Source organism: Pseudomonas sp. NyZ201, assembly GCF_049860765.1.
Classification (GTDB): domain Bacteria; phylum Pseudomonadota; class Gammaproteobacteria; order Pseudomonadales; family Pseudomonadaceae; genus Aquipseudomonas; species Aquipseudomonas bharatica.
Genome location: NZ_CP187557.1, coordinates 844,844 through 869,433 on the forward strand (window position 1 = coordinate 844,844; position 24,590 = coordinate 869,433).

Consider the following 24,590-nt stretch of genomic DNA (forward strand, 5'->3'; position numbering starts at 1 on the left):
TTCAGGATGGCGCGTCGTCGCGCCATCACGGGGCCTGGTTGCGGATCAGGCCTGGGCTTCCTCGCGGCGGTAGGCGTAGGTATCGGCGAAGCGCGAGAGCATGTAGGCGCTGCACGAAACGGCCGGGTAGCGGGCCGGGTTGTCCTGGCCGGAACAGTTCGGCAGGCAGCTGATTTCCGTATCCGGATGGGGCTCGGCGAAGAACGGCATGGAGTAGCGGTCTACCCCTAGCGGGCTGATCACCCGATGCGGCGTGGACTTGTAACGGTCATTGCTCCAGCGCGCCATCATGTCGCCAATATTGACCACGTAGGTGCCCTCGATGGGCGGCGCGTCGATCCATTCGCCGTCCAGGCTCTGCACCTGCAAGCCGCCCGCGTTGTCCTGGTACAGCAAGGTCACGCAGCCGTAGTCGGTATGCGCCCCGGCGCCCTGCTGGTCGGCGCTGCTGGCGCTCTGGCGCGGCGGGTAGTGGATCATGCGGAACACGCTGATCGGCTCGGCGAAACGCCGGTCGAAGAAATCCGCCTCGATGCCCAGCGCTTCGGCCATCGCTCGCAGCAGGGTCAGGGACAACTGGTGCATGTCCTGGTAATGCTGTTGCAGCAGTGTTTCCCAGCCGGGGATATCCGGGTGGCGGTTGGGGCCGCGCAGCGGTTTTTTCGCCAGCACGTCGGGGTGCTGCGCGTCCATGTGGAAGCCCATGTCGAAGGTTTCCTTCAGGTCGCTCGGGCGGCTCGGGTCCAACTGCTCGGTGGCGATGGCGCCGTAGCCGCGGTGATGGGCGCTTTGGGTGATGTCGATTCGCAGTTTCTCTTCGACCGGGCGGGCGAAGAAGTCCTCGGCGATGGCCTTGAGTTCGGCGATGCGTGACGCTGCGATCGGGTGTCCCTTGATGTAGTAGAAACCCCATTGCCGGCAGGCGGCGTCGATCTGCCTGGCCACGGTCTGGCGGGCGGCGGGATCGTCCTGGTACAGCGGGGTGATGTCGATGATCGGCAGGGTGTTCATGAATGGCTCCGGGAAGGACGGACCGTACCAGGGTGTGGTCCGCAGTGCTGCGAGTCTTCTCGTACCCAGGCAGCGAAGAGGCCGGCGGGGCCGGCCTTGTGCGCGGTTCTCATGGGAGGGACGGCGGCACATGGGCGGGCGGGAGCGGCGCTCCCGCCTGGCGATCACTTCGGCAGTTGCGCGGTGATGCCTTTGACGTAGTAGTTCATGCCGGCCAGTTCCGCATTGGTGGCCACCTTGCCTTCAGGGATCTTGACGGCGCCGGCCTGGTCGAGGATCGGGCCGGTGAAGGGGTGGAACGAGCCGTCCTTGATGCTGGCGATGATCTGCTCGGCGCCGCTTTTCACGTCGGCCGGGACCAGGTCGCTGATCGGCAGTTCGACGGTGCCGTCGGCCAGGCCACCCCAGTAGTCCTGCGACTTCCAGGTACCGTCCATGACCGCCTGGGTGCTCTTGATGTAATGCGGGCCCCAGTTGTTGACGATGGAGGTCAGCACCGCTTTCGGCCCGAAGTGGGCCATGTCCGACGCGTAGCCCACGGCATAGACGCCACGGCGTTCGGCGGTCTGGATCGGTGCCGGGCTGTCGGTGTGCTGGAACAGCACGTCGACGCCCTGGTCGATCAGGGCGTTGGCGGCGTCCGCCTCCTTGCCTGGATCGAACCAGGAGTTGACCCACACCACCTTGATCTCGGTGCCCGGGTTGTATTTGTCCAGGGCCAGCTGGATGGCGTTGATGTCGCGCAGCACTTCCGGGATCGGGAAGGAGGCGACGTAGCCGATCTTTTTCGTCTTGGTCATCTTCGCCGCGAGGTAACCACCGACATAGCGACCTTCATAGGACGTGGCCAGGTAGGTGCCAAGGTTCTTGTCCTGCTTGTAGCCGGTGGCGTGCTCGAAGGTGACTTTCGGGAATTGCTTGGCGACCTTGGCGGTGGGGTTCATGTAGCCGAAGGAGGTGGCGAAGACCAGGTCATAGCCGCCCTTGGCCATGTTGCGGATGACCCGCTCGGCGTCGGCGCCTTCCGGTACGTTCTCGACGAAGCTGGTGTCGATCTTGTCACCGAACTGCTTGATCAGCGCCTGGCGGCCCTGTTCATGCTGGTAGGTCCAGCCGTGGTCGCCGATCGGGCCGATGTAGACGAAACCGACCTTCAACGGATCGGCGGCGGAGGCGGACAGTGCGGTGCTCAGGCCGATGGCGGCGGCCAGGGTGCGCAGCAGGTTCTTGCTTTTCTTCTGTTGCATCGGGGGTGGGCTCCTGTGGGTCTTTTCTAATGGCCGTGTCGGGCTTTTCTGGGTAGTGCAAAAAGTCAGTGCAAAACGTCAGTGCAAAAAGCTGACCATGTGGGCAAAAAATGGTGTTTTGCGGGGCTGGCTGGCTGGGTGGTGATTTCAGGGAACTGGAGTGGTGCGTCAGTGAGTCCGGGTCGCCCATCGCTGGTGCGCCGCTGCACCCTGTGGGAGCGGGTTCACCCGCGATGGCGTCGGTGAATTCACCACCGTAATCGCGGGTGAACCCGCTCCCACAGGGGCCGTGTCACGGCTGCTGCTTCACCGCCCACCCTTCCAGGGTTGCCCCAGCGACACCGGTGCATACAAGCGGGTCTTGATCGCATCCCGCGACAGCACCACCAGCACCAGGATGGTCGCGACATAGGGCAGCATCGCCAGCAGGTTGGCCGGGAAGCTCACGCCGATGCCCTGGGCCACCAGGTGCAGGATGCTGGCGAGGCCGAACAGGTACGCCCCCAGCAGCACGCGGAACACCCGCCAGCTGGCGAACACCACCAGGGCAAGCGCAATCCAGCCACGCCCGGCGGTCATGTTCTCGGCCCACATCGGGGTGTAGGCGAGCGACAGATAGCCACCGGCCAGGCCGGCCATGGCGCCGCCGAACAGCACCGCCAGGGTTCTCACACGCAGCACGGGCAGGCCCATGGCACTGGCGGCATCCGGGTTTTCACCCACAGCCTGCAGCACCAGCCCGGTACGACTTTTCAGCAGCACCCAGGCGATCAGGATGAAGAGCAGGAAGGATAGGTAGACCAGCACATCCTGGTTGAACAACATGTGGCCCACGATCGGCAACTCCGACAGCAGCGGGATCGCCACCGGTTCGAAGCCGGTCAGCGGCTTGCCGACCCAGGCGGAGCCGATGAAGGACGACAGGCCCACGCCGAAGATGGTCAGGGCCAGCCCGGTCGCCACCTGGTTGGCCTGGCAGCCCAGCGCTACCAGGGCGAACAGCGCCGACAGCAGCATGCCGGCCAGGCAGGCCATCAGCACGCCGAGCCACAGGTTGCCGGTGGCGAAGGCGGCGATAAAGCCCGCCACCGCGCCGAACAGCATCATGCCTTCCTGGCCCAGGTTGAGTACGCCGCTCTTTTCGCAGACCAGCTCGCCCAGGGCGACCAGCAGCAGCGGTGTGCCGCAGCGCACCATGGCGTAGAGAATGTTGCCAAGCAGATCGGGATCCATAATCGAAACCTCAGCCCGCGCGCCATTGGCGCGGGTAAACGAAAAGTCAGTCGGAGTCAGGCATTCGCCGGTTCGGGCAGGCGCACGGGCTGGCGCCTGCCCAGCTTGAGGCGCGGCCGGTAAAGGATCAGCACGTCGCAGGCGAGCAGGTAGAACAGCATCATTCCCTGGAACAGCCCGGTCAGGGACTGCGGCAGGTTGAGGCTCATCTGCGCGTTTTCACCGCCCAGGTAGAGCAGCGCCATCAGCAGCCCGGCGACGAGGATGCCGAGGGGATTGAGGCGGCCGAGAAAGGCCACGGTAATGGCGGCATAGCCGTAGCCCGGCGACACCTGCGGCACCAGTTGGCCGATCGGTCCGCTGACTTCGCTGACCCCGGCCAGCCCAGCCAGGCCGCCACTGATCAGCAACGCCAGCCAGACCAGGCGCTTCTCGCGGAAACCGACGAATCCGGCGGCGCGCTGGTCGAGGCCGAGCACCTTGATCTGGAAGCCCAGGAAGCTCTTGTGCAGCAGCACCCACACCGCCACCAGGGCGAGCAGGACGAAGTACAGGCCGATATGCACCCGGCCATCCTCGAACAGCGCCGGCAGGCGGCTGGCATCGCCGAACATCGCCGACTGCGGGAAGCTGAAGCCGTCCGGATCCTTGAGCGGACCGTGGACGAAGAACAGCAGCAGGTTCAGGGCGATGTAGTTGAGCATGATGGTGGTGAGGATCTCGTTGGCGTTGAAGTGCGTGCGCAGCCACGCCGCGAGCGCTCCCCACAAGGCCCCGGCGAGCGTCCCGGCGAGCAGGACCCAGAGCAGCGCCCAGCGGCTGTCCCAGTCGATGATCTGGATGGCCAGGGCACTGCCGGCCAGGGCGCCCATCAGCAACTGGCCTTCGGCGCCGATGTTCCAGATCCGTGCCTGGTAGGCCACCGCCAGGCCCAGGGCGCACAACAGGATCGGCAGGGCCTTGAGCAGCAGTTCGGAGAGGCCATAGAGATCGCTGACCGGCTCGATCAGCAGGGTGTGGAAGGTTGGCAGCGGGTCATGCCCGAGCGCGCTGAACAGCAGCGCTCCGCTGAGCAGGGTCAGCAGCCCGGCGAGCAGGGGCGACAGCAGGAGCATGGCGCGGGACTGCCGGGTACGGGGTTCAAGGGATAGCAACATGGCAGGCTTCTCGTCAGGCAGCGTCTTGCGTGGTGTCGAACTGGCCGGCCATCCAGCCGCCGACCTCCACGGTATGGGTTTCGGCGGTGGCCTTGAGCGGCGACAGGCGACCGCTGCACAGGGCGCCGATGCGGTCGCTGATCTGGAACAGTTCGTCGAGGTCTTCGGAGATCACCAGGATTGCCGCGCCGGCATCGCGCAGGGCGATCAGCGCACGGTGGATCGCCGCGGCGGCACCTACATCGACGCCCCAGGTCGGGTGCGCGGCGACCAGCAGTTTCGGGTTCTGCAGGATCTCGCGGCCGAGGATGAATTTCTGCAGGTTGCCGCCGGAAAGGCTGCGCGCCGTGGTCTGGGCATCCGGCGTCTTCACTGCGAAGCGCTCGATGATCCGCTCGGCCAGCTCCAGCACCTTGCCCGAGCGGATCAAGCCGCGGCTGACCAGGCCTTGCTGGAAGGCGGTGAGCAGGGCGTTGTCGGCCAGGCTCATATCCGGCACGGCGCCGTGGCCGAGGCGTTCGGCGGGAACGAAGGCCAGGCCAAGGGCGCGACGGGCGTCGGGATAGAGGTTGGCCATGGGCTGGTTATCGAGGGTGATGCGTTCGCGCTCGCCGGCCGGCAGGCGGGTTTCGCCGCTGAGCAGCGCCAGCAACTCGTCCTGGCCATTGCCGGCGACCCCGGCGATACCGACGATCTCGCCGCTGCGCACTTCAAGGCGCAGGTGTTCGAAGGAGGTGCCGAAGGGGTCCTTGTTGCGCCAGGTCAGGTCGTCTACCCGCAGGCGCGGCAGCTGGCCTGCGCTTTTCGGGTAACTGGCCTCCAGGCCCTCGGCATCGCCGACCATCAGCCGCGCCAGTTGCAGGTCGCTGCATTCGGCCGGTACGCAATCCCCCGAGACCCGGCCGCCGCGCAACACCGTGGCGCTGTGGCAAAGGGCGCGGACCTCGTTGAGCTTGTGGCTGATGAACAGGATCGAACAGCCCTCTGCGGCCAGGGCGCGCAGGGTGATGAACAGCTCGTCGACTTCCTGGGGCGTCAGCACCGAGGTCGGCTCGTCGAGGATCAGCAGCTTGATGTCCTGCATCAGGCAACGAACGATCTCGACCCGCTGACGCTCGCCGATGGACAGGCTGTGCACCAGGCGCTCCGGCTCCAGGCCCATGCCGTAGCGCCGGGAGACCTCGCGGATGCGCGGTGCCAGTTGCCCTGGCGTACCCGCTTCGCGGCCCAGGGCCAGGGCAATGTTCTGTGCGACGGTCAGGGTCTCGAACAGGGAGAAATGCTGGAACACCATGCCGATCCCCAGCCGGCGGGCCTGGGCCGGATCGCGCACCTGCACGGGCTGGCCCTCCCACAGCACCTGGCCGGAGTCGGGGGCGGTGACGCCATAGATGATCTTCATCAGGGTGCTCTTGCCCGCGCCGTTCTCGCCGAGCAGGGCATGGATTTCACCGGCGCCGATACGCAGGTCGATGCGGTCGTTGGCCAGGGTGCCGGGGTAGCGCTTGGTAATGGCGCGTAGCTCCAGGCGCAGGGGGGATTCGGACATGGGACTGCTCGGGGATCAGTGTGTTGAGCAGCTTGCAAAGCAAAAACATGGCCAAGTGGTCAGATTATTACTGGAGGGGCCGGGGTAAAGGGGTTGTGGGTTTGTAGGAAGGTGGTTTGGAAGGGGGCAGGAAGGGGAGAGTGATTGGTTTTGGGGCGGGTGGGGGCATCAAACTGGTGCGGTGCTTCTGAGGGCCTCATCGCCGGCAACGCCGGCTCCCACAGGGTGCGCGAACACCGCCGGACCTTGTGGGAGCCGGCGTTGCCGGCGATGAGGCCTTCAGTGCATGAGCATCTTCAGCCCCCACAAAGCCCCCATCCCCACCGCCAGGGTCAGCACGGTATTGCGGGTTTTCCACGCCACCAGCGCCGCCAGCACCGCCGCCGGAATCTGCGGATTGCCCAGCACGAAATCCCCGTGCCCTTCCGGATACACCACCGCCGGCAGCACCAGCGCCGCCAGTACGCTGGCCGGCACATAGGCCAGGGCCCGGCTCACCAGCGGCGGCACACGCAGGTTGCCGTACAGTTCGACGAAGGACAGGCGCAAGGCAAAGGTCCCCACCCCGACGGCCAGGAAAAGTCCCCACAAGGCCAGGTCGCTCATTGGCTTTCTCCTTCTGCTCGATAGTCCGTTTCCGACGCTTTCCTGCGCAGGCTTTCCGTGACCACCCCAGCAACCACTCCGCCGATCGACGCCGTCACCAGCCCGAGGTTGTACGGCAGATCCACCGCCGCCACGGCAATCCCGCCGCCGACGATGGCCGCCACCAGCGCCGGGATATTGCGGATCCCCGGCACCAGCAAGGCGAGGAACGACAGGGGAATGGTGAAACCCAGCGACCAGCTTTCCGGAATGCTCCCACCGACGAATACGCCTGCCACTACCGACAGGTTCCACGCCAGCCACATGGCCGCTGCCGTGCCCGCGTAGTAGTGATAGCCATAGCGCCCCAGCTCGCCGGACGACAGTCTCAAGACGCACAGCGCGTAGGCCTGGTCGGAAAGCATGTACGACAGCGGCCAGGTCCAGCGCCGTGGCAACGCGTGCAGATAGGGCGCCAGCGAGGCGCTGTACATGATGAAGCGCAGGTTGATGATCAGCGCCGTGGCGCCGATCGCCACCGGCAGCACGCCGCCCTGGATCAGTTGCAGGGCAACCATCTGGGCCGAGCCGGAATAGAACAGCAGGGTCATGCCGATGGCCATGGTCGGGCTCATGCCCATCTTGACCGCCATGACACCGGTGACCAGGCCGAAGGGGATGACGCCGGGCGTGAGGGGCAGCAAGGCACGGACGCCCGCGCCAAAGGCTGCACGGCCGGAGGGGTAAGGCATTTCGCCTCCTTGTTATAGGTTTTGTATGACAGACGCATCCGTCTGCATCGCGGGATAGAGTGTAGGGCTTCTCGGTTGTCGCCGACGAGCCGGACGTCCTGCCTATGCAGGATTGGCTGATTGCCCGGGGCAGCCATCACGGACGAAAAACGCAGCATGCGGACAGATCGCGCCGGCATTTTCCTGTGCTGGGGGTTTGTAATATCCAGTCACAACGCCCTGAAGATAGTAGCCGCCTCACTTCCCTGAAAGAGGCTACGCCGTGTTGCTCCGTGTCCTGTTTTCCCTGTCCGCCCTCAGCCTGTCCATCGCCGCCCAGGCCGCCGGGACCTACGACCTCGACACCCCGCGCCTGACCGGTATCGACAACTTCCGCGATATCGCCGGTACCACGACGGCCTACACCACGGTCAATGACGGCACGATGCGTTCGGGCGTGTTCTATCGCTCCAATGCCCTGACCCCGACGGCGTCGGACCTGGCTACGTTGAATACCCTCGGCATTTCCAATGTCTACGACCTGCGCACCCCGAGCGAGATCGCCGCGACCCCGGACACCCTGCCGAGCGGCGCGGTGTACCAGAACATCGACATCATCGGCGGCACCGCGTCCGGCGCGAACGTGACCAACATTTCCTTCACCAGCGCCGCCCAGGCCGTGGCGATGATGGAGGAAACCAACCGCGCCTTCGTCAGCGATAGCGGTATGCGCAGTCAATTCAGCGCACTGTTCAACGAACTGGCTGCGGCCGACGGTGCCGCGTTGTTCCATTGCACCGCGGGCAAGGACCGCACCGGCTGGACCGCCGCCGTATTGCTGAGCATCGCCGGGGTGGACAGCGCGACCATCATGGAAAACTACCTGGCCACCAACGACTACACCGCTGCTCGTGTCGCCGCCACCCTGGCCGCACTGCCGGCGAGCATGGCGGCGATCTACGAGCCGTTGCTCGGTGTGCAGGCCAGCTACCTGCAAGCCGGCCTCGACGAGGTAACCGCCAAATACGGCAGCATGGACAATTACCTGAAGGAAGGCCTCGGCCTGTCCCAGGAAACCATCTACGTACTGCGTGGGAAGATGGTGTTCTACAACAGCCTGCCGGGGGCTGCCGACCTGCTGGGCAACTCGGCGGCGGGGGCTCGGCTACTGTCGCAATTGCAGAACAGCAGCCTGTCCGGGGACTACACGGCCTACAACTACTACCTGCAATCGGCGATCGATGCGGGCACCCTCGGCGGTGTCGAAGCGACCGTGGGCGGGCAGGTGCATGCCGACGCGGTCAGCTACCTGCTGCGCCAGGGCGCGCTGCTGGACAACGCGGCGGCGCCCTATGCCAGCGGCACCGACCTGAAGATCGGCCAGTATCGCTTGTGGACCACGGCGCTGGCCGGGTACCAGGGCACCGATGGCTCCTCGCGGGCAGCGAGCAGCAACGAGCATACCCAGGGAATGATGGTCGGCATTACCCAGCGTTTCTCCGAGCAGCTCAGTGCGCATGCCGGCTTTGGCTACAGCAATGGCAGCGTCGGGGCGGCGGGTGGTGATGTGGATACCGGCCTGACCTTCATCAAGGCCGGTGCGCGTTTCGCCTTCGACACGCTGGACCGTGGCCTCTTCCTTGACGCCGGGTTGAGTGGCGGCTGGCTGGACTACGACAGCAAGCGGGAACTGGGTGGTGGTCTCGGCGCGGCCAAGGGCGATACCGACGGCACCCTGGCGGGTGCGAGCCTGGCACTGGGCTACCGGATGCCGATGTCGGGTGTCACGGTCGAGCCGAGCCTGGGGGTGCGGGTCAGCCGGGTGGATCTCGATGGCTTCCAGGAGAAGGGCAGCGAGCTGGCCTTGCAGGTGGAAGGGTTGCAGGAAACCCGGCGCAGTGCCTTTGCCAACGTCAAGGCCACCTTCGCAGCGCATGAGCTGGGTGCCGGCTGGCGACTGACGCCGGGACTCGACGTAGGTTACGAGCATGCGCTGGGCAACCATGACGTCGATAGCCAGGGCCATCTGCTGGGGCTGGATGTCGAGCAGCGGGCGGCGTTCGACAGCCGTGACCAGTTCAGTGGCGGTTTCAGCCTGACGGCTAGCCAGGGGGACTTCAGTGTGGGGGCTGACCTTGGCGTCATCGCGGGTGGCGAGAGTCATGGCGTCAGCGGGAATCTGAAGGCCAGCTATCAGTTCTGACCCGCTTCAAGACCCGTCGCGCAGGTCGGCTGGACTGATGCCGTAGGCGTTCTGGAAGTACTGGCAGAAGCGGCCGACATTGCTGAAGCCCAAGGCCAGCGAGATTTCGCTTACCGAGCGGGAGGGATCCTGCGTCAAGGCGTCATGGGCCCGTTGCAGGCGCACCTGGCGCTGATAGGACACTATCGAGGTACCTACGAAACGACGGAAGCCGTCCTGCAACGCACGCAGGCTGATATTGCTGAGTTCGGCCAGTTCGCTGCCGCTGGGCAAGGCGTCGGGATGGGCCTGGATGTAGTCCATGGCCTGTCTCACATGGCGCGGGGCGATCAGCGCTTGCGGGCGTTTCAGTTCGTCGCTGTAGGTGTGCGGCCAGGCTTCCAGCACCGAGTCCACCAGCATTTCCTGCAGGCGGCCGGGCATCAGCGAACTGGCGGTCATCAGTTGGTCGAACGCGTTGCCGGTAGCCATGCCGACGATGGCCTTGATGCCCTGGAAGGCGTCCGCAGCCAGATCCACCATGGAGTGGAAACGAATGGGCCGGAGAATGGGCTTGCCCAGCAGGACCGACAGGCGACGGGCGAAGATCGAGCGGCGGATGGACATGCCGTACTGGGAATGGCCGTCGATGAAGTTAACCGACTTGACCGCGGTTTTCTCCACTGCCAAGCCGATCCGGGGCGTGCCGACGATCTCGCTGGAATGGCTGAACACGATGCGTCCTGCGGTGGGAAAAACGAAGGTGATCTCGTCCTCGGCGTCGGGCAGGCCGGTGCGCAGGTCGCCGCGAAAGCTCAGGTTGCGCACGCTCACACCGTTATAGCGACCGTAGACCCCGGCAATGGCGACCTGCCGATCCGGGCGCGGCATGCCGGCGTACAGATCGCCGAACATGCGCGTGAACAGCGCGCCGAAATCGTCGGTGCTCATGTTGTCGGAGCGGATCATGAAGGACTGGCGAGGGCTGGCTGGGTCCGGATGCATTGTTGGTCTTCGGCGGATTCTGGGGAAAAAAGCAGGATAGGGAAGGGGGGTTACAGCCTGATGATCGTGCCCGCTACTGTCGCTCATGGAAAAAATGACTCTTTGACTTGCAGGGACCTTGTGGGAGCGGGTTCAGCCGCGATTGCATCAGTGAGCTCACCATAGCAATCGCGGGTAAACCCGCTCCCACAGGACCGAGGTCAATTCGCGGGTTGTCATCGTATGTCTTTGCCTGCTGCTCAACCCGCGCAGTAGAGCCCCTGTCTCCAGATCTGCCTCATGAACTCAAAGCCAATCGCCAAGTCCGCCCTTGCTTGAGCGTTGACACCCCATCGCGGCCTTGCTAATAATTCGACATGTTGTACGACAACACACAACAACAACTAAAAACAGTGAACCTGCCCATGTCGACATCACCTTCGTCTTCTCAGCGCACCTCCCCTCTTGCGGTTTGCCCGGCCAGCCCTTTCGGTTCGCCGCGTTTCGTCGTGGGCAACTGACCCGCGCGAACCCCAGGTTCCACCCCACGCCACCCGCCCCATGCCGCAGGTCGCCGATGCGCGCCCGGAAGGGCGGACTGCCACACCCTCAGGGAGCACAACAATAATGAAAATCCGCCACACCCTTCCGTTCACCCTGCTCGGCACCGGCCTGCTCGCCAGCCTGCCGATGACCGGCAGCGCCGCCGGTTTCATCGATGATTCCAAGGCCACCCTCGGCCTGCGCAACTTCTACATCAACCGTAATTTCACCAACCCGAGCAACCCGCAGAGCAAGGCGGAGGAGTGGACCCAGAGCTTCATCCTCGACGCCCGCTCGGGCTTTACCGAGGGCACCGTGGGTTTCGGCGCGGATGTGCTGGGGCTGTGGTCGGTGAAGCTCGATGGCGGTGGCGGTACCTACGGCACTGCGCTGTTGCCGCGACATGACGACGGACGTCCGGCTGACGATTACGGGCGCCTGGCAGTGGCCGGGAAGATGCGCATCTCCAAAACCGAGCTGAAGGTCGGCGAGTGGATGCCGGTATTGCCGATCCTGCGCTCCGACGACGGCCGCTCCCTGCCGCAGACCTTCCGCGGTGGCCAGGTCACCTCCAACGAGATCGCCGGCCTGACCCTCTACGGCGGCCAGTTCCGCGGCAACAGCCCGCGCAACGACGCGAGCATGGACGACATGAGCTACGGCGGCGGGGTGTCGGACCGCTTCAACTTCGTCGGTGGCGAGTACAAGTTCAATCAGGACCGTACCCTGTTCGGCCTGTGGAATGCGGTGCTGAAGGATGTCTACGAGCAGCAGTACCTGCAGGTGAGCCACTTGCAGCCTGTCGGTGACTGGACACTCGGTGCCAACCTCGGCTATTTCCACGGCGACGACGATGGCGCCGCCCGCGCCGGCAAGCTGGACAACAAGACCTACTCGGGCATGTTCTCCGCCAAATATGGCAGCAGCACCTTCTGGCTTGGCCTGCAGCGGGTCGATGGCAATACCTGGATGCGGGTCAACGGCACCAGCGGCGGCACCCTGGCCAACGACAGCTACAACTCCAGCTTCGACAATTCGGAAGAACGTTCCTGGCAGGTCCGCCATGACTTCAACTTCGCCGGTGTCGGCATTCCGGGCCTGACCCTGATGAACCGCTATATCAGCGGCAAGGACGTACACACCGGGGCGATCACCGATGGCAAGGAATGGGTAAGGGAGTCGGAACTGGCCTACGTAATCCAGAGCGGAACCTTCAAGAACCTCAGCATCCGCTGGCGCAACTCCAGTATCCGTCGCGATTACAGCAACAACGAATTCGACGAGAACCGGTTGATCTTCAACTATCCGCTGTCGCTGCTGTGATCGAAGCGGGGGTCGCACCGCGATCCCCGCAACCAAGCGTTGACAGGCAGGCGGATCGCTGTCGATAATCGTCAAAGTCATACGACAACCTACAACAAATCAGACAACAAGGGCCGGCCATGACCACCATTCCCTTCAAGCGCCTGCTGCTCACCGGAGCCGCAGGCGGCCTGGGCAAGATCCTCCGTGAGCGCCTGCAAGGCTTTACCGAGGTGCTGCGCCTTTCCGATATCAGCCCCATGACTCCTGCCGCGGGCCCCCATGAAGAGGTAGTGAACTGCGACCTCGCCGACAAGGCGGCGGTACATGCGCTGGTCGAAGGTGTCGATGCCATCATCCATTTCGGCGGCGTGTCCACCGAGCACTCCTTCGAAGAGATCCTCGGCCCCAACATCTGCGGTGTGTTCCACATCTACGAGGCGGCCCGCAAGCACGGGGTGAAGCGGGTGATCTTCGCCAGCTCCAACCACACCATCGGTTTCTATCGCCAGGACGAGCGTATCGACGCCCGTTCCCCGCGTCGTCCGGACAGCTACTACGGCCTGTCCAAGTGCTATGGCGAGGACGTCGCCAGCTTCTACTTCGATCGCTACGGCATCGAGACCGTCAGCATCCGCATCGGCTCTTCCTTCGACCAGCCACAGAACCCGCGCATGCTCTGCACCTGGCTGAGCTACGACGACCTGACCCAACTGATCCAGCGCGGCCTGACTACACCCGACGTCGGCCACACCGTCGTCTTCGGTGCATCCGACAACCGCACCGTATGGTGGGACAACCGCTACGCCGAGCATCTCGGTTACGTGCCCAAGGACACCTCCGAAGTCTTCCGTGCCCAGGTGGAGGCCCAGCCGGCGCCGCCTGCCGATGATCCCTCGATGGTCTACCAGGGCGGCGCCTTCGTCGCGGCCGGACCGTTCAACTGATCCCGCGCGCCAGGAGGCTTGGCCCATGAAATGCGAACTGATCGTCGACGCCCGCAACGGCACCGGTGAAAGCCCGGTGTGGCACGCCGCCGAGCAGGCCCTGTATTGGGCCGACATCCCCGCCCGGCAGCTTCATCGCTGGAGCGCGGCGGATGGTACGCACCGGGTCTGGCAGGGCGAGGAAATGCTCGCCTGCATCGCCCGCAGTGGCGACGGTTGGGTGGCCGGCATGGAAAGCGGCATCTTCCAGGTCACCACCAGCGCTGAAGGGCGCCTCGACAGCCGCCAGCTCAGCCCGGTGCAGCATGCCCGCGACGGCATGCGTTTCAACGATGGGCGTTGCGACCGCCAAGGGCGTTTCTGGGCCGGCACCATGCTCATGGACATGCAGCAGGGCGCCGCCGTCGGCGCGCTGTACCGGCACGACGGCGAAGGCCGCCTGCATCGCCAGCTCGAGGGCATGCTGGTGCCCAACGGCCTGGCCTTCAGCCCGGACGGCCGGCGCATGTACCTGTCGGACTCGCACCCGAGCGTGCAGACGGTCTGGGTCTTCGACTACGACATCGACACGGCCACGCCGCACAACCGCCGGGTTTTCGTCGATATGCACGAACATCCCGGCCGCCCGGACGGCGCGGCCATCGACCAGGACGGCTGCTACTGGATCTGCGGCAACGATGCCGGATTGATCCACCGCTTCACCCCTGACGGTCGTCTCGACCGTTCGTTGCCCGTGCCGGTGAAAAAACCGGCGATGTGCGCCTTCGGTGGCGCCAACCTCGACACCCTGTTCGTCACCTCGATCCGCCCGGCGGGCATCGACCTCGCCGACCAGCCCCTGGCTGGCGGTGTGTTCGCTCTTGATCCCGGCAGCAAAGGCCTGGAGGAACCCGCCGCGCGCTATTAAACGCTACACCGCACGACCTGCCGTCATACAAGCCAAACCGGATAACAACAAAACACGGAGCTTCACCATGACTTTCAAACGCAAGCTGCTTCTTGCCGCGCTTCCCTTCGCCTTCTCCGCGTCCGCCTTCGCCCTGGATATCAAGTTCGCCGACGTGCACCCGGCCGGTTACCCGACCGTGGTCGCCGAACAGAACATGGGCAAGAAACTCGAAGAGGCCACCAATGGCGAAATCACCTTCAAGATGTTCGCCGGCGGCGTACTGGGCTCCGAGAAGGAAGTGATCGAGCAGGCGCAGATCGGCGCCGTGCAGATGGCCCGGGTCAGCCTTGGCATCGTCGGTCCGGTGGTGCCGGACGTGAACGTGTTCAACATGCCGTTCGTGTTCCGTGACCATGAGCATATGCGCAAGGTCATCGATGGCGAGATCGGCCAGGAAATCCTCGACAAGATCACCAACTCCGAATTCAACCTGGTCGCCCTGGCCTGGATGGATGGCGGCACCCGCAGCCTGTACACCAAGAAGCCGGTGCGTTCGCTGGAAGACCTCAAGGGCATGAAGATCCGCGTGCAGGGCAACCCGCTGTTCCTCGACATGATGAATGCCATGGGCGGCAACGGTATCGCCATGGACACCGGGGAAATCTTCAGCGCCCTGCAGACCGGGGTGATCGACGGTGCCGAGAACAACCCGCCGACCTTGCTCGAGCACAACCACTACCAGAACGCCAAGTACTTCACCCAGACCGCCCACCTGATCCTGCCGGAGCCGGTGGTGATGTCCAAGACCACTTGGAACAAGCTGACTGCGGACCAGCAGGCACTGGTCAAGAAGGTCGCACGCGAGGCGCAGTTCGAAGAGCGCGCGCTTTGGGACGCCAAGTCCGCTGCCAGCGAAGAGAAGCTCAAGGCTGCCGGCGTCGAGTTCATCGTCGTCGACAAGAAGCCGTTCTATGACGCCACCGCTTCGGTCCGCGAGAAATACGGCGCGCAGTACGCCGACCTGATGAAGCGTATCGACGCTGTCGAGTAATCCCTCCCACATCGACCCTGGTCGTGCGGCCCGTGCCGCGCGGCCGCTTTGGTGATGCCTATGAAATTGCTTTTCCTGCGCCTGAACGACGTGCTCTACCGCGCCTGCATCTGGGTTGCCGGCCTGTCGATCCTGGCCATGTCGTTGATCATCCCCTGGGGCATTTTCGCCCGCTACGTGCTGGGTACCGGCTCCAGCTGGCCAGAGCCGGTATCGATCCTGCTGATGGTGCTGTTCACCTTCGTCGGCGCCGCCGCCAGCTACCGCGCAGGCGCGCACATGGCGGTGAACATGATCACCGATCGCCTCGCCCCATTGCCGCGGCGCCTGGTTGGTGTGCTGGTGCAGGTGCTGATGGTCCTGGTCTGCCTGTTCATGACCTGGTACGGCTTCAAGCTGTGCGTCACCACCTGGAACCAGTACCTGGCGACGCTGCCGAGCATACGGGTAGGCATGACCTACGCGCCGATTCCGGTCGGTGGCCTGCTGACCCTGAGCTTCGTGCTGGAAAAACTCATGCTGGGCGACCAAAGCCATCGCAAGGTGGTGCGCTTCGACCTGGTGGAAGAAAACGAAGGAGCTGCATAAATGGATGCCTTCATTCTTTTGGGCAGCTTCATCCTGCTCATCCTCATCGGCATGCCGGTGGCCTATGCCCTGGGCCTGGCGGCGCTGATCGGCGCCTGGTGGATCGACATCCCGCTGCAGGCGATGATGATCCAGGTGGCCAGCGGGGTGAACAAATTCTCGCTGCTGGCGATTCCGTTCTTTGTCCTGGCCGGCGCGATCATGGCCGAGGGCGGCATGTCCCGGCGCCTGGTGGCCTTCGCCGGGGTGCTGGTGGGCTTCGTGCGTGGCGGGCTGTCGCTGGTCAACATCATGGCCTCGACCTTCTTCGGGGCGATTTCCGGTTCGTCGGTTGCCGATACCGCGTCGGTGGGCTCGGTGCTGATTCCCGAAATGGAACGCAAGGGCTATCCGCGCGAATTCTCCACCGCGGTGACCGTCAGCGGCTCGGTGCAGGCATTGCTGACGCCGCCCAGCCATAACTCGGTGCTCTACTCGCTGGCGGCGGGCGGCACGGTGTCGATCGCCTCGCTGTTCATGGCCGGTGTGATGCCGGGGCTGTTGCTCAGCGCGGTGATGATGGGCCTGTGCCTGCTCTTCGCGAAAAAGCGCAACTACCCCAAGGGCGAGGTGATCCCGCTGCGCCAGGCACTGAAGATCGCTGGCGAGGCGCTCTGGGGCCTGATGGCCATGGTCATCATCCTCGGCGGGATTCTCTCGGGCGTGTTCACCGCGACCGAGTCGGCGGCGGTAGCGGTGGTCTGGTCATTCTTCGTGACCATGTTCATCTACCGCGACTACAAATGGCGCGACCTGCCCAAGCTGATGCACCGCACGGTGCGGACCATCTCCATCGTGATGATCCTGATCGGGTTCGCGGCCAGCTTCGGCTATGTCATGACCCTGATGCAGATCCCGTCGAAGATCACCACGGCGTTCCTGACGCTGTCGGATAACCGCTACGTGATCCTGATGTGCATCAACTTCATGTTGCTGCTGCTGGGCACGGTGATGGACATGGCGCCGCTGATCCTGATCCTGACGCCGATCCTGTTGCCGGTGATCAACGGCATCGGTGTCGACCCGGTTCACTTCGGCATGATCATGCTGGTCAACCTCGGCATCGGCCTGATCACGCCGCCGGTAGGCGCGGTGCTGTTCGTCGGCTCGGCCATCGGCAAGGTCTCGATCGAGTCCACGGTCAAGGCGCTGCTGCCGTTCTACCTGGCGCTGTTCATGGTGCTGATGGCGGTGACCTACATCCCTGCAATCTCTCTCTGGCTGCCCAGCGTCGTGCTGTAAGCGGTCATTTGGGCGGGCCGGTACTGGCCCGCCTTTTTTTCGCATATGGATTTCGCACATGGCTGTTCCTTCCGCTGCACCCGGGCTGTTTCCGCGCAAGCTGGCGATCGCGCTCTTGGCGTTGCTGGCCTGTTCCTTCGCCGGCAACCATATCGCCGCGCGCTTCGCTTTCGATGACGGCACCGGGGTGTTGCTGGCGATTCTTTGTCGATCCGGGATTACCTTGCTGGTGCTGGCCGGATTGCTGGCCTGGCAGCGTCAGCCACTGGGGCTGCCGGCCGGAGCGTTGCGTTGGCAATTGCTGCTGGGCTTGCTGATTGCGACCCAGAGCCTCTGTTTGTATTCGGCCGTGGCGCGGATCCCCGTGGCCCTTGCCCTGTTGGTGGGTAATACCTTTCCGATGCTGCTCGCGCTGTTGACCTGGGCGCTGGGTGGGCCGCGCCCGACGGGGCGTAGCGTGCTGTTCATGGGCCTGATTCTCTGCGGGCTGGTCCTGGCCCTGGATGTGCCGGCGCGGCTGTTCGACAGCGGTGAGGCCAATCCGCACTGGACCCTCGGCGTAAGCCTGGCCTTCGGCGCGGCCTGTGCCTTTGCCTGCGCGCTGTGGATAACCGATCACAAGCTGGCCGCCATGCGCGGGCCGGTGCGCAGCCTGCTGACCTTGGTCATCGTCTTCTCCAGCATGCTGATCGCCGGGGTGAGCGGGGTGATGCCCAGCGGCTTGTCGGCACCGGGCACAACGGGAGGCTGGCTGGCGCTGGCGAGCCTGGTGGTGCTCTACGGCATCGCCTTCACCTTGCTGTTCGTCTGCGTACCGCGGCTGAACATGGCGCAGAACGCGCCGGTGATGAATATCGAACCCATCGCCACCATGCTGCTGGGCTGGGCCTTGCTCGACCAACAACTGAGTGGCCTGCAATTGCTCGGCGGCGCGGTGGTGGTAGGCGGCATCGCCCTGCTGACCTGGCGCAAGAGTGGCTGAGCCCTTTATCCACAGGAGCCTTCGATGGCCTTGAGCGAGCTGTACCTGCAAGACCGCCTGACCCGCCTCAGCATTGCCCCGGGGCTGGGCGGCAGCCTGGTCAACTGGGAAGTGAAGGCGACCGGGGAAGCGCTGTTGCGCCACGCCGATGACCAGGCGAAAGCCGCTGGCACGCCGCGCCGACTGGGTTGCTACCCGCTGTTACCCTGGTCCAACCGTATCGCCGAAGGCGGCTTCGAACGCCCGGATGGCTGGCAGGTGCTGGCGCCGAATACCGACCATGATCCCTATCCGATCCACGGCAGCGCCTGGCAACAGGCCTGGCAGGTGGATCATCACAGTGAGCGGCGGGCGCGGCTGACCCTCGATAGCAAATGGCCCTTTGCCTACCAGGCGACCCTGGATGTGCATCTGCATGAGGGTTGCCTGAACCTGGACCTGCACGTGACCCATCTGGATGAACAGGCCAATTGGTATGGGCTGGGGTTGCATCCGTATTTTCCGCGGTATCCGCAGACCCGCTTGCTCGCGCCGGCGCGGAGCGTGTGGCTGGGAGAGCAAGGGCGATTGCCTTGGTACGAGGCAGAGATTCCCGAGGACTGGCGCTTCTCCGAACTGTCCGGGTTGCCGGCACGGCAGGTGGATCATGCGTTCAGTGGCTGGGCCGGTGAGTGCGTGATCGAACAGCCGGGGTATCGGCTGGAATGCCGGGCTACCGGGGCGGACTACTTCCTGCTGTTCTGTCCTGAGGACAAGCCGTTTTTCTGTGTCGAGCCGGTGAGTCATCCGGTGAATGCCCATCATTTGCCGGGGCGGCCGGGGTTACGGTTGCTGGAGCAGGGGGAGGAGGCGAGTCTGGGGTTCAGGTTGCAGTATCTGCCTGCTTGAAGAGGACCCTGTGGGAGCGGGTTCACCCGCGATTGCTATGGTGGATTCACTACCGCAATCGCGGGTGAACCCGCTCCCAGAGGGGTGTGTTTGATCAATAAAAAAGGACCGCGAGTGCGGTCCTTGTCTGTTGTTGGATCAGGCGATCGCCTGGTTGCCCCCGGCTGAAGCGACCGGACGTGGAGCCGGCACCGCAGTCACCTCTTTCGCCACCTTCCACACCAGCAACGCAGCAATCACATCGAACGCCGCCAGCACCACGAACAGCGGGCTGTAGCCGATCTGCGTGACCAGGATGCCGAAAGCCAGGGTGAATACGGTGGCGCCGAGGTAGCCGCACATCCCGCCCATGCCGGTGGCAGTGGCCACCTGGTCGCGGGTGAAGGAGTCCGAGGTGATCGAGTACAGCGCGCCGGACAGGGTCTGGTGGGCGAAGCCGCCTATGCACAGGAGCAGGATCGCGGTGTAGGGGCTTTCCACCAGGCCGATGCAGGCAGGGCCGATCATGCAACTGGCGCCGAATACCAGGACCATCTTGCGCGAGGTGAACAGCGATACCTTGAGGTAACGGTGGAACAGCGGGCTCAGGTAGCCGCCGAGCACACAGCCGATATCCGCGGCGAGGAAGGGCAGCCAGGCGAACATCGCGATCTCCTTGATGTTCATGTGCCGTTCGGTCATCAGGTACAGCGGGATCCAGGCATTGAAGGTCTGCCAGGCCGGCTCGGAGAGGATGCGCGCCGAGGCGATGGCGTAGAAGTTGCGGGTCTTGAAGATCTTTTTCCAGGCGCCTTTCTCGCGTTTTTCCTGCTTGAAGTGGGCTTCCTGGCCGGAAAGGATGTAGTCGCGTTCTTCTTCGCTCAGGCGCTTCTGGTCGCGCGGGTGCCTGTAGAGCAGCATCCACAGCAGTGTCCAGATGATCCCCGCCACGCCGACCAGCACGAACGCCAGTTGCCAGCCACTGTGCAGGATCGCCCAGACCACCAGCGGCGGCGCCAGCAGCGCACCGAACGACGAACCGATATTGAACCAGCCGATCGCCACCGACCGCTCCTTGGCCGGGAACCATTCGGTGGTCGCCTTGACCCCGGCGGGCAGGCCGGCGGCTTCGGTCATCCCCAGCAGCCCGCGCATGAACGCCATGCTCTGCCAGCCGCTGGCCAGGGCCGCACCGGCGCAGGCGACGGACCAAGCCAGGGCGAACACGGCGAAGCCGAGCTTGGTGCCGATGAAATCGATCAACCAGCCGGCGATCGGCTGCATCAGCGCGTAGCAGAACTGCCAGGCGGCCACGATCTTGGCGTATTCGGCGGTGGAGATGGAGAGGTCGGTCATCAAGGTGGGCGCGGCCACCGACAGGGTGTTGCGAGCGAGGTAGTTGACGACGAGCCCAGCCGTAACAAGGCTGACCATCCACCAACGGATGCCTTTTATTTTCATGGTTCACCTGGCGTTATTTTTAGAGGTGCGGTGCTTGTCTCGGTGCTGGCATGGCGAAGTGAGACAAAATGTTTCCAGGAAAGAATGGCATGTTGTGCGTCGTCGTACAACTAGAATTGCGCGAATTCAGGCTGATGGCTTGTGTCTACGCGGTTTTGTGCGTGTTGTCATACGATCTCTTGAGCGTATGGTCCGTGAGGAGGTTGAAATCCAGGCAACAAAAAAGGCCCTTTCGCGAACCTCGCGAAAGGGCCTTTCTGTCTTGCGTATTTGGTGGAACCGGGGGGATTTGAACCCCCGTCCGCCAGTACTCCGCTGTCGGTACTACATGCTTAGCCGTGTCTATTGAGTTAATCCGCAGCCGCCCGACGGGCAGGGTGCTTTGGACGAGTTGTGTAAGTTTTAGCCGCTTCGTCCACAACGTACTGCACGGCGATCCTGTTCTGTATGACAATCATTTCGGGTTTACAGGCATCCCCTGATGATTGCTGGAGCCGAAGCTACCAGAAGGGCGGGCTCGGCTGCTTACGCAGCGAGAGCGTAACCCTCGAAGGTTTCGTCATTGGCAACTATAGAAAGTTGCAACAGTGGATTTACGAGTTCTGTTACCAACTCGGCATGCACCTAGAGTTTCATCACCGGCGTCGAATCCTAATCGGCCCCATTTTTACTGCTCTAAGCGAGCGCTTTCTCAAGCGCGTAAGGCGGAGTATACGCCATCCGGGCGACGTATACCATCGCCCGGATGCGCGGGCTCACTCGCTGCCGCCACCCTTGGTGGTGTTCTGCAGGTCCTGCAGGGCCTTGGTGGTAAGGGCGATGCAGTCCTTGTCGTTGCCGGCGGTTTTCGCGGCGCGTGCGTCGTCGGCCTGTTCCTTGACCGATTTGACCAGCTCTTCGGATGTGGCGCCAAGACTGGTCAGTTGATCGTCGATCTTCTGCAGGTTGGCAGTACACAGGTCATCCGCCGCGAACACAGGGGAGGCAAGCAGTGCGGCGGTCATGAACAGTCCGGTAATCGCAGTACGCTTCATGTGAATCTCCTTGGCTGGGAAGGCCTCGGGAAATGGGCCTGATGGGTGGACTGCGCCGCCCTTGAAGGAGTTCACGGGAATGTCACGACCGGTTGGCTTGTTTTGCCAACCGGCCGGAAACGGTCAGATGGTGCGCGGGCGGGTCACCCGGTCCACCAGGTAGACCAGGCCGTGGTAGTCGATGCCTGAATGACTCGACAGACCGATCTCGCAGGTGCGGCTGGTGGAAATGCCTTCCTCGCAATACTGCACTGCGCCCTTCAGGCTGCGCAGCGAGTGGGCGTTGAGTTCCGGGGTAGTGAAGCCCTTGTCGCCGGCGAACCCGCAGCAGTGGATACCTTCCGGGATCACCACCTGCTTGCTGCACAGGCGCGCCAGGTCGATCAGCGCCTGGCTTTCACCGAGGTGCTGGGTGCTGCAGGTGACATGCACCGCCACCGGCGCGTCCTGCGGCGTGAACTCGAGCTTGTCGAGCAGGTGGGTGCGGATGAAGCGCACCGGGTCGTACAGGTCAAGCCGGGTCTCGGCCAGGTCCTCCACCAGGCGCAGGGTGCACGGGCTGGTGTCGCAGTAGATGGGATCGAGGCCGCCGCGGCTGGCATGGAGCAGGGCGCCCAGCAGTTCCTGGCGCTTGTGCTCGGCCTGCTCGGCATAACCCTTGGATGCGAAGGGCTGGCCGCAGCAGAGGCTGTCCTGGTTCTCCGGGAAGACCACCTGGTAACCGGCCTTTTCCAGCAGGCGACGGGTCTTGTCCAACAGAGAAGTCTGTTCCTTGTCTCCCGCTGCCGGGCCCATCACCCGCGAGACGCAGGCGGCCAGGTAGACGACCCGTGGCCGCGCATCGGTGCCGGCAAGGCCGACCTTCGGCGACTTGAGCGGTTGCGGCATGGCCGGCGTCCATTGCAGCAGGCGACCCTTGCTCGCTTTGTTCAACGAATGACTGATCCGGGCAAGGCGCGGTGCACCGAGCAAGCGACGGGCGCCGTCGGCGATACGTAACGTCAGGCGGGCGCCGCTGAGCGCCGTATGGAAATTCTCCACCAGCCAGTCTGCGGTCTTGCCGTGATGTGCGGCCTTTCCACGCAGCTTCTTCACCAATTCACCGGTGTTGATCCCGACCGGGCAGCGCTGGGCACACAGCCCCGTCGCCGCGCAGGTGTCGATGCCCTGGTAGCGGTAGTCGCGTTCCAGTGCCGAGGTGTCTTCGCCGGCACGCTTCTTCGCCTGGATATCCCGCCACATGACGATGCGCTGGCGCGGGCTCAGGGTCAGCCCTTTGGAGGGGCAGACCGGCTCGCAGAAACCGCACTCGATGCACTTGTCGACGATTTCGTCGGCGGCTGGCAGCGGCTTCAGATGCTTCAGATGGATGTCCGGATCTTCACTGAGGATCACGTCCGGGTTGAGGATGCCGTTGGGGTCGAGCAGGCGCTTGAGCTTCCACATCAGCTCATAGGCATCGCGGCCCCATTCCAGTTCGACGAAGGGGGCCATGTTGCGCCCTGTACCGTGCTCGGCCTTGAGCGAGCCGCCGAACTCCACGGCGACCAAGTGTGCCACGTCATCCATGAAGGCCTGGTAGCGGGCGACCTCCGTCGCGTTGTTGAAGCCCTGGGTGAAGACGAAGTGCAGGTTGCCTTCCAGTGCATGGCCGAAAATGATCGCCTCGTCGTAGCCATGCTTGTCGAACAGCAGGATCAGGCGGTTCACACCTTCGGCCAGTTGCTCGACGGGGAAGGTGACGTCTTCGATGATGACTGTAGTCCCGGTCTGGCGCACTGCGCCGACGGCAGGGAAGGTGTCCTTGCGAATTTTCCACAGCAGGTTGTACACCGCCGGGTCTTCGCTGAAATCGACCTTCTGCTCCAGCGGGAAATCGGCGATGGACGCCATGATCTGCGCCAACTGCTCATGCAGCAGCGTCTGACTGGCCGCGCGGGATTCGATGAGCAAGGCGCAGGCATTTTCCGACAGGCCTTTCACCCATTCCGGCATGCCCGGCTTGTCCTGCACCGAGCGCATGCTGCGCCGATCGAGCAGTTCCACGGCGGATACCGGTTGCTGCTTGAGCACGGTGACAGCGCGGCAGCAGCTCTCCACGGTCGGGAAGACGATCAGTGCCGAGGCCTTGTGCGGGTGGTCGGGTACGGTGTCGTAGGTCACCGCGCTGATAAAACCGAGGGTGCCTTCGGAGCCGACCAGCAGGTGTTGCAGGATGTCGAGTGGCTGGTCGTAGTCCACCAGTGCATTCAGCGACAGGCCAGTGGTGTTCTTGAGCCGGTACTTGTGCCGGATACGCTCGGCCAATGCGGTATTGGCGCGGGTTTCGCGACCAAGCCGGGCCAGTTCGTCGAGCAGCCCGGCGTGGCTGCTTTCGAAGGCGGCCACGCTTGCCGGGTCTTCACTGTCCAGCCGAGTACCATCGGCCAGCACCAGGCGCAGGCCGGCGAGGGTGTGATAGGTGTTCTGCGCGGTACCGCAGCACATGCCGCTGGCGTTGTTGGCAACGATGCCACCGATCTTGCAGGCATTGATCGACGCCGGGTCGGGGCCGATCTTGCGCCCGAACGGTGCGAGCCAGGCGTTGGCCTGGGCACCGATGACCCCCGGCTGGAGGCGGATCTGTTCGCCCTGACCGCGGATTTCACGGCCGTTCCAGTTATCGCCGAGCACGATCAGCACCGAGTCGCTGATGGCCTGGCCCGACAGGCTGGTTCCGGCGGCACGGAAGGTCACCGGAACGCGGTCGCGCTGGGCCAGATGGATCAGGCCGACCACTTCGTCTTCGGATTCGACCCGTACCACCAGCTTGGGAATCAGCCGATAGAAGCTGGCATCGGTGCCGAAAGCCAGGGTCGAGGTCGGATCGTCGAAGCGACGGTCGGCGGGAATCAGGCGCTCGGCATCGCGAAGGAACGCGGCGGGCAGGCTCATGCAAACTCCTCGCGGAGCCACGGCCTCTGGCG

Annotated in this window: 20 protein-coding genes and 1 other RNA gene; 9 read left to right on the forward strand and 12 right to left on the reverse strand. The window is 64.0% G+C overall.

Annotated elements, in window-relative coordinates; translation table 11 throughout:
* Positions 1-45 precede the first annotated feature (45 nt).
* From ACPFMA_RS03875 to ACPFMA_RS03905, 7 genes are all read right to left on the reverse strand, one after another.
* The gene (locus ACPFMA_RS03875; RefSeq protein WP_420058305.1) at positions 46-1,011 is read right to left on the reverse strand and encodes a 2-oxoglutarate and iron-dependent oxygenase domain-containing protein; all 966 of its coding nucleotides are present in this window, start codon (positions 1,009-1,011) and stop codon (positions 46-48) included.
* Between the two features lie 164 nt (positions 1,012-1,175).
* The gene (locus ACPFMA_RS03880; protein WP_420058306.1) at positions 1,176-2,258 is read right to left on the reverse strand and encodes a BMP family ABC transporter substrate-binding protein; all 1,083 of its coding nucleotides are present in this window, start codon (positions 2,256-2,258) and stop codon (positions 1,176-1,178) included.
* A gap of 306 nt (positions 2,259-2,564) precedes the next feature.
* Positions 2,565-3,491 carry an ABC transporter permease gene (locus ACPFMA_RS03885; protein ID WP_425929716.1) on the reverse strand — a complete coding sequence of 309 codons (927 nt, stop codon included), beginning with the start codon at positions 3,489-3,491 and terminating at the stop codon, positions 2,565-2,567.
* Between the two features lie 56 nt (positions 3,492-3,547).
* Entirely contained in the window at positions 3,548-4,648 is a 1,101-nt protein-coding gene (locus tag ACPFMA_RS03890) for an ABC transporter permease (RefSeq protein WP_064302009.1), read from the reverse strand.
* Positions 4,649-4,661: 13 nt separating this feature from the next.
* Positions 4,662-6,197 (reverse strand): ABC transporter ATP-binding protein, encoded by a 1,536-nt coding sequence (locus tag ACPFMA_RS03895; protein ID WP_425929717.1) that lies wholly within the window; start codon positions 6,195-6,197, stop codon positions 4,662-4,664.
* 279 nt (positions 6,198-6,476) lie between these two features.
* Positions 6,477-6,803, reverse strand: a complete 327-nt coding sequence (locus ACPFMA_RS03900; RefSeq protein ID WP_009394850.1) for an AzlD domain-containing protein — start codon at positions 6,801-6,803, stop codon at positions 6,477-6,479.
* Complete coding sequence (locus ACPFMA_RS03905) at positions 6,800-7,534, reverse strand: AzlC family ABC transporter permease (RefSeq protein WP_425929718.1); 735 nt, start codon at positions 7,532-7,534, stop codon at positions 6,800-6,802. The genes ACPFMA_RS03900 and ACPFMA_RS03905 overlap by 4 nt, the downstream gene beginning before the upstream one ends.
* A 262-nt stretch (positions 7,535-7,796) precedes the next feature.
* Between ACPFMA_RS03905 and ACPFMA_RS03910 the strand changes: the two genes are divergently transcribed.
* Complete coding sequence (locus ACPFMA_RS03910) at positions 7,797-9,716, forward strand: tyrosine-protein phosphatase (protein ID WP_425929719.1); 1,920 nt, start codon at positions 7,797-7,799, stop codon at positions 9,714-9,716.
* Positions 9,717-9,722: 6 nt separating this feature from the next.
* Here ACPFMA_RS03910 and ACPFMA_RS03915 read toward each other — a convergent pair whose 3' ends face one another.
* Positions 9,723-10,700 carry an AraC family transcriptional regulator gene (locus ACPFMA_RS03915; RefSeq protein ID WP_420058311.1) on the reverse strand — a complete coding sequence of 326 codons (978 nt, stop codon included), beginning with the start codon at positions 10,698-10,700 and terminating at the stop codon, positions 9,723-9,725.
* A gap of 606 nt (positions 10,701-11,306) precedes the next feature.
* Here ACPFMA_RS03915 and ACPFMA_RS03920 point away from each other — a divergent pair.
* The 8 genes from ACPFMA_RS03920 to ACPFMA_RS03955 all read left to right on the forward strand — a co-directional run bounded on the left by ACPFMA_RS03920 (position 11,307) and on the right by ACPFMA_RS03955 (position 19,150).
* Positions 11,307-12,545 carry an OprD family porin gene (locus ACPFMA_RS03920; protein ID WP_009394352.1) on the forward strand — a complete coding sequence of 413 codons (1,239 nt, stop codon included), beginning with the start codon at positions 11,307-11,309 and terminating at the stop codon, positions 12,543-12,545.
* Positions 12,546-12,664: 119 nt separating this feature from the next.
* Complete coding sequence (locus tag ACPFMA_RS03925; protein WP_425929720.1) at positions 12,665-13,471, forward strand: NAD-dependent epimerase/dehydratase family protein; 807 nt, start codon at positions 12,665-12,667, stop codon at positions 13,469-13,471.
* A 25-nt stretch (positions 13,472-13,496) separates the two neighbouring features.
* A complete protein-coding gene (locus ACPFMA_RS03930; RefSeq protein ID WP_064303353.1) occupies positions 13,497-14,378 on the forward strand; it encodes a glucurono-1,5-lactonase in 882 nt (293 codons plus the stop codon).
* 67 nt (positions 14,379-14,445) lie between these two features.
* Positions 14,446-15,411 carry a TRAP transporter substrate-binding protein gene (locus tag ACPFMA_RS03935; RefSeq protein WP_009394349.1) on the forward strand — a complete coding sequence of 322 codons (966 nt, stop codon included), beginning with the start codon at positions 14,446-14,448 and terminating at the stop codon, positions 15,409-15,411.
* Positions 15,412-15,471: 60 nt separating this feature from the next.
* The gene (locus ACPFMA_RS03940) at positions 15,472-15,999 is read left to right on the forward strand and encodes a TRAP transporter small permease (RefSeq protein ID WP_064303354.1); all 528 of its coding nucleotides are present in this window, start codon (positions 15,472-15,474) and stop codon (positions 15,997-15,999) included.
* Positions 16,000-17,280 carry a TRAP transporter large permease gene (locus tag ACPFMA_RS03945; RefSeq protein WP_009394346.1) on the forward strand — a complete coding sequence of 427 codons (1,281 nt, stop codon included), beginning with the start codon at positions 16,000-16,002 and terminating at the stop codon, positions 17,278-17,280.
* A 58-nt stretch (positions 17,281-17,338) separates the two neighbouring features.
* Positions 17,339-18,262 carry an EamA family transporter gene (locus ACPFMA_RS03950; RefSeq protein ID WP_425929721.1) on the forward strand — a complete coding sequence of 308 codons (924 nt, stop codon included), beginning with the start codon at positions 17,339-17,341 and terminating at the stop codon, positions 18,260-18,262.
* Positions 18,263-18,286: 24 nt separating this feature from the next.
* Positions 18,287-19,150: an aldose 1-epimerase gene (locus ACPFMA_RS03955; protein ID WP_064303356.1), complete on the forward strand. Its 864-nt coding sequence runs from the start codon at positions 18,287-18,289 to the stop codon at positions 19,148-19,150.
* Between the two features lie 138 nt (positions 19,151-19,288).
* On the opposite strand, the gene ACPFMA_RS03960 is transcribed toward ACPFMA_RS03955, so the two are convergent.
* The 4 genes from ACPFMA_RS03960 to ACPFMA_RS03975 all read right to left on the reverse strand — a co-directional run bounded on the left by ACPFMA_RS03960 (position 19,289) and on the right by ACPFMA_RS03975 (position 24,558).
* Positions 19,289-20,590: an MFS transporter gene (locus ACPFMA_RS03960; RefSeq protein ID WP_080604699.1), complete on the reverse strand. Its 1,302-nt coding sequence runs from the start codon at positions 20,588-20,590 to the stop codon at positions 19,289-19,291.
* Positions 20,591-20,861: 271 nt separating this feature from the next.
* Positions 20,862-21,253, reverse strand: a transfer-messenger RNA (tmRNA) gene (gene ssrA / locus ACPFMA_RS03965).
* Between the two features lie 92 nt (positions 21,254-21,345).
* Positions 21,346-21,624, reverse strand: coding sequence for a hypothetical protein (locus tag ACPFMA_RS03970; protein WP_009394338.1), 279 nt, complete (start codon positions 21,622-21,624; stop codon positions 21,346-21,348).
* Between the two features lie 123 nt (positions 21,625-21,747).
* Positions 21,748-24,558 (reverse strand): FAD-binding and (Fe-S)-binding domain-containing protein, encoded by a 2,811-nt coding sequence (locus ACPFMA_RS03975; RefSeq protein WP_064303357.1) that lies wholly within the window; start codon positions 24,556-24,558, stop codon positions 21,748-21,750.
* Positions 24,559-24,590 lie beyond the last annotated feature (32 nt).

Coding starts and splice junctions, on each gene's coding strand:
- ACPFMA_RS03875 (WP_420058305.1), bottom strand. CDS start 1,011: ATGAACACCCTGCCGATCATCGACATCACCCCGCTGTACCAGGACGAT.
- ACPFMA_RS03880 (WP_420058306.1), bottom strand. CDS start 2,258: ATGCAACAGAAGAAAAGCAAGAACCTGCTGCGCACCCTGGCCGCCGCC.
- ACPFMA_RS03885 (WP_425929716.1), bottom strand. CDS start 3,491: ATGGATCCCGATCTGCTTGGCAACATTCTCTACGCCATGGTGCGCTGC.
- ACPFMA_RS03890 (WP_064302009.1), bottom strand. CDS start 4,648: ATGTTGCTATCCCTTGAACCCCGTACCCGGCAGTCCCGCGCCATGCTC.
- ACPFMA_RS03895 (WP_425929717.1), bottom strand. CDS start 6,197: ATGTCCGAATCCCCCCTGCGCCTGGAGCTACGCGCCATTACCAAGCGC.
- ACPFMA_RS03900 (WP_009394850.1), bottom strand. CDS start 6,803: ATGAGCGACCTGGCCTTGTGGGGACTTTTCCTGGCCGTCGGGGTGGGG.
- ACPFMA_RS03905 (WP_425929718.1), bottom strand. CDS start 7,534: ATGCCTTACCCCTCCGGCCGTGCAGCCTTTGGCGCGGGCGTCCGTGCC.
- ACPFMA_RS03915 (WP_420058311.1), bottom strand. CDS start 10,700: ATGCATCCGGACCCAGCCAGCCCTCGCCAGTCCTTCATGATCCGCTCC.
- ACPFMA_RS03920 (WP_009394352.1), top strand. CDS start 11,307: ATGAAAATCCGCCACACCCTTCCGTTCACCCTGCTCGGCACCGGCCTG.
- ACPFMA_RS03925 (WP_425929720.1), top strand. CDS start 12,665: ATGACCACCATTCCCTTCAAGCGCCTGCTGCTCACCGGAGCCGCAGGC.
- ACPFMA_RS03930 (WP_064303353.1), top strand. CDS start 13,497: ATGAAATGCGAACTGATCGTCGACGCCCGCAACGGCACCGGTGAAAGC.
- ACPFMA_RS03935 (WP_009394349.1), top strand. CDS start 14,446: ATGACTTTCAAACGCAAGCTGCTTCTTGCCGCGCTTCCCTTCGCCTTC.
- ACPFMA_RS03940 (WP_064303354.1), top strand. CDS start 15,472: ATGAAATTGCTTTTCCTGCGCCTGAACGACGTGCTCTACCGCGCCTGC.
- ACPFMA_RS03945 (WP_009394346.1), top strand. CDS start 16,000: ATGGATGCCTTCATTCTTTTGGGCAGCTTCATCCTGCTCATCCTCATC.
- ACPFMA_RS03950 (WP_425929721.1), top strand. CDS start 17,339: ATGGCTGTTCCTTCCGCTGCACCCGGGCTGTTTCCGCGCAAGCTGGCG.
- ACPFMA_RS03955 (WP_064303356.1), top strand. CDS start 18,287: ATGGCCTTGAGCGAGCTGTACCTGCAAGACCGCCTGACCCGCCTCAGC.
- ACPFMA_RS03960 (WP_080604699.1), bottom strand. CDS start 20,590: ATGAAAATAAAAGGCATCCGTTGGTGGATGGTCAGCCTTGTTACGGCT.
- ACPFMA_RS03970 (WP_009394338.1), bottom strand. CDS start 21,624: ATGAAGCGTACTGCGATTACCGGACTGTTCATGACCGCCGCACTGCTT.
- ACPFMA_RS03975 (WP_064303357.1), bottom strand. CDS start 24,558: ATGAGCCTGCCCGCCGCGTTCCTTCGCGATGCCGAGCGCCTGATTCCC.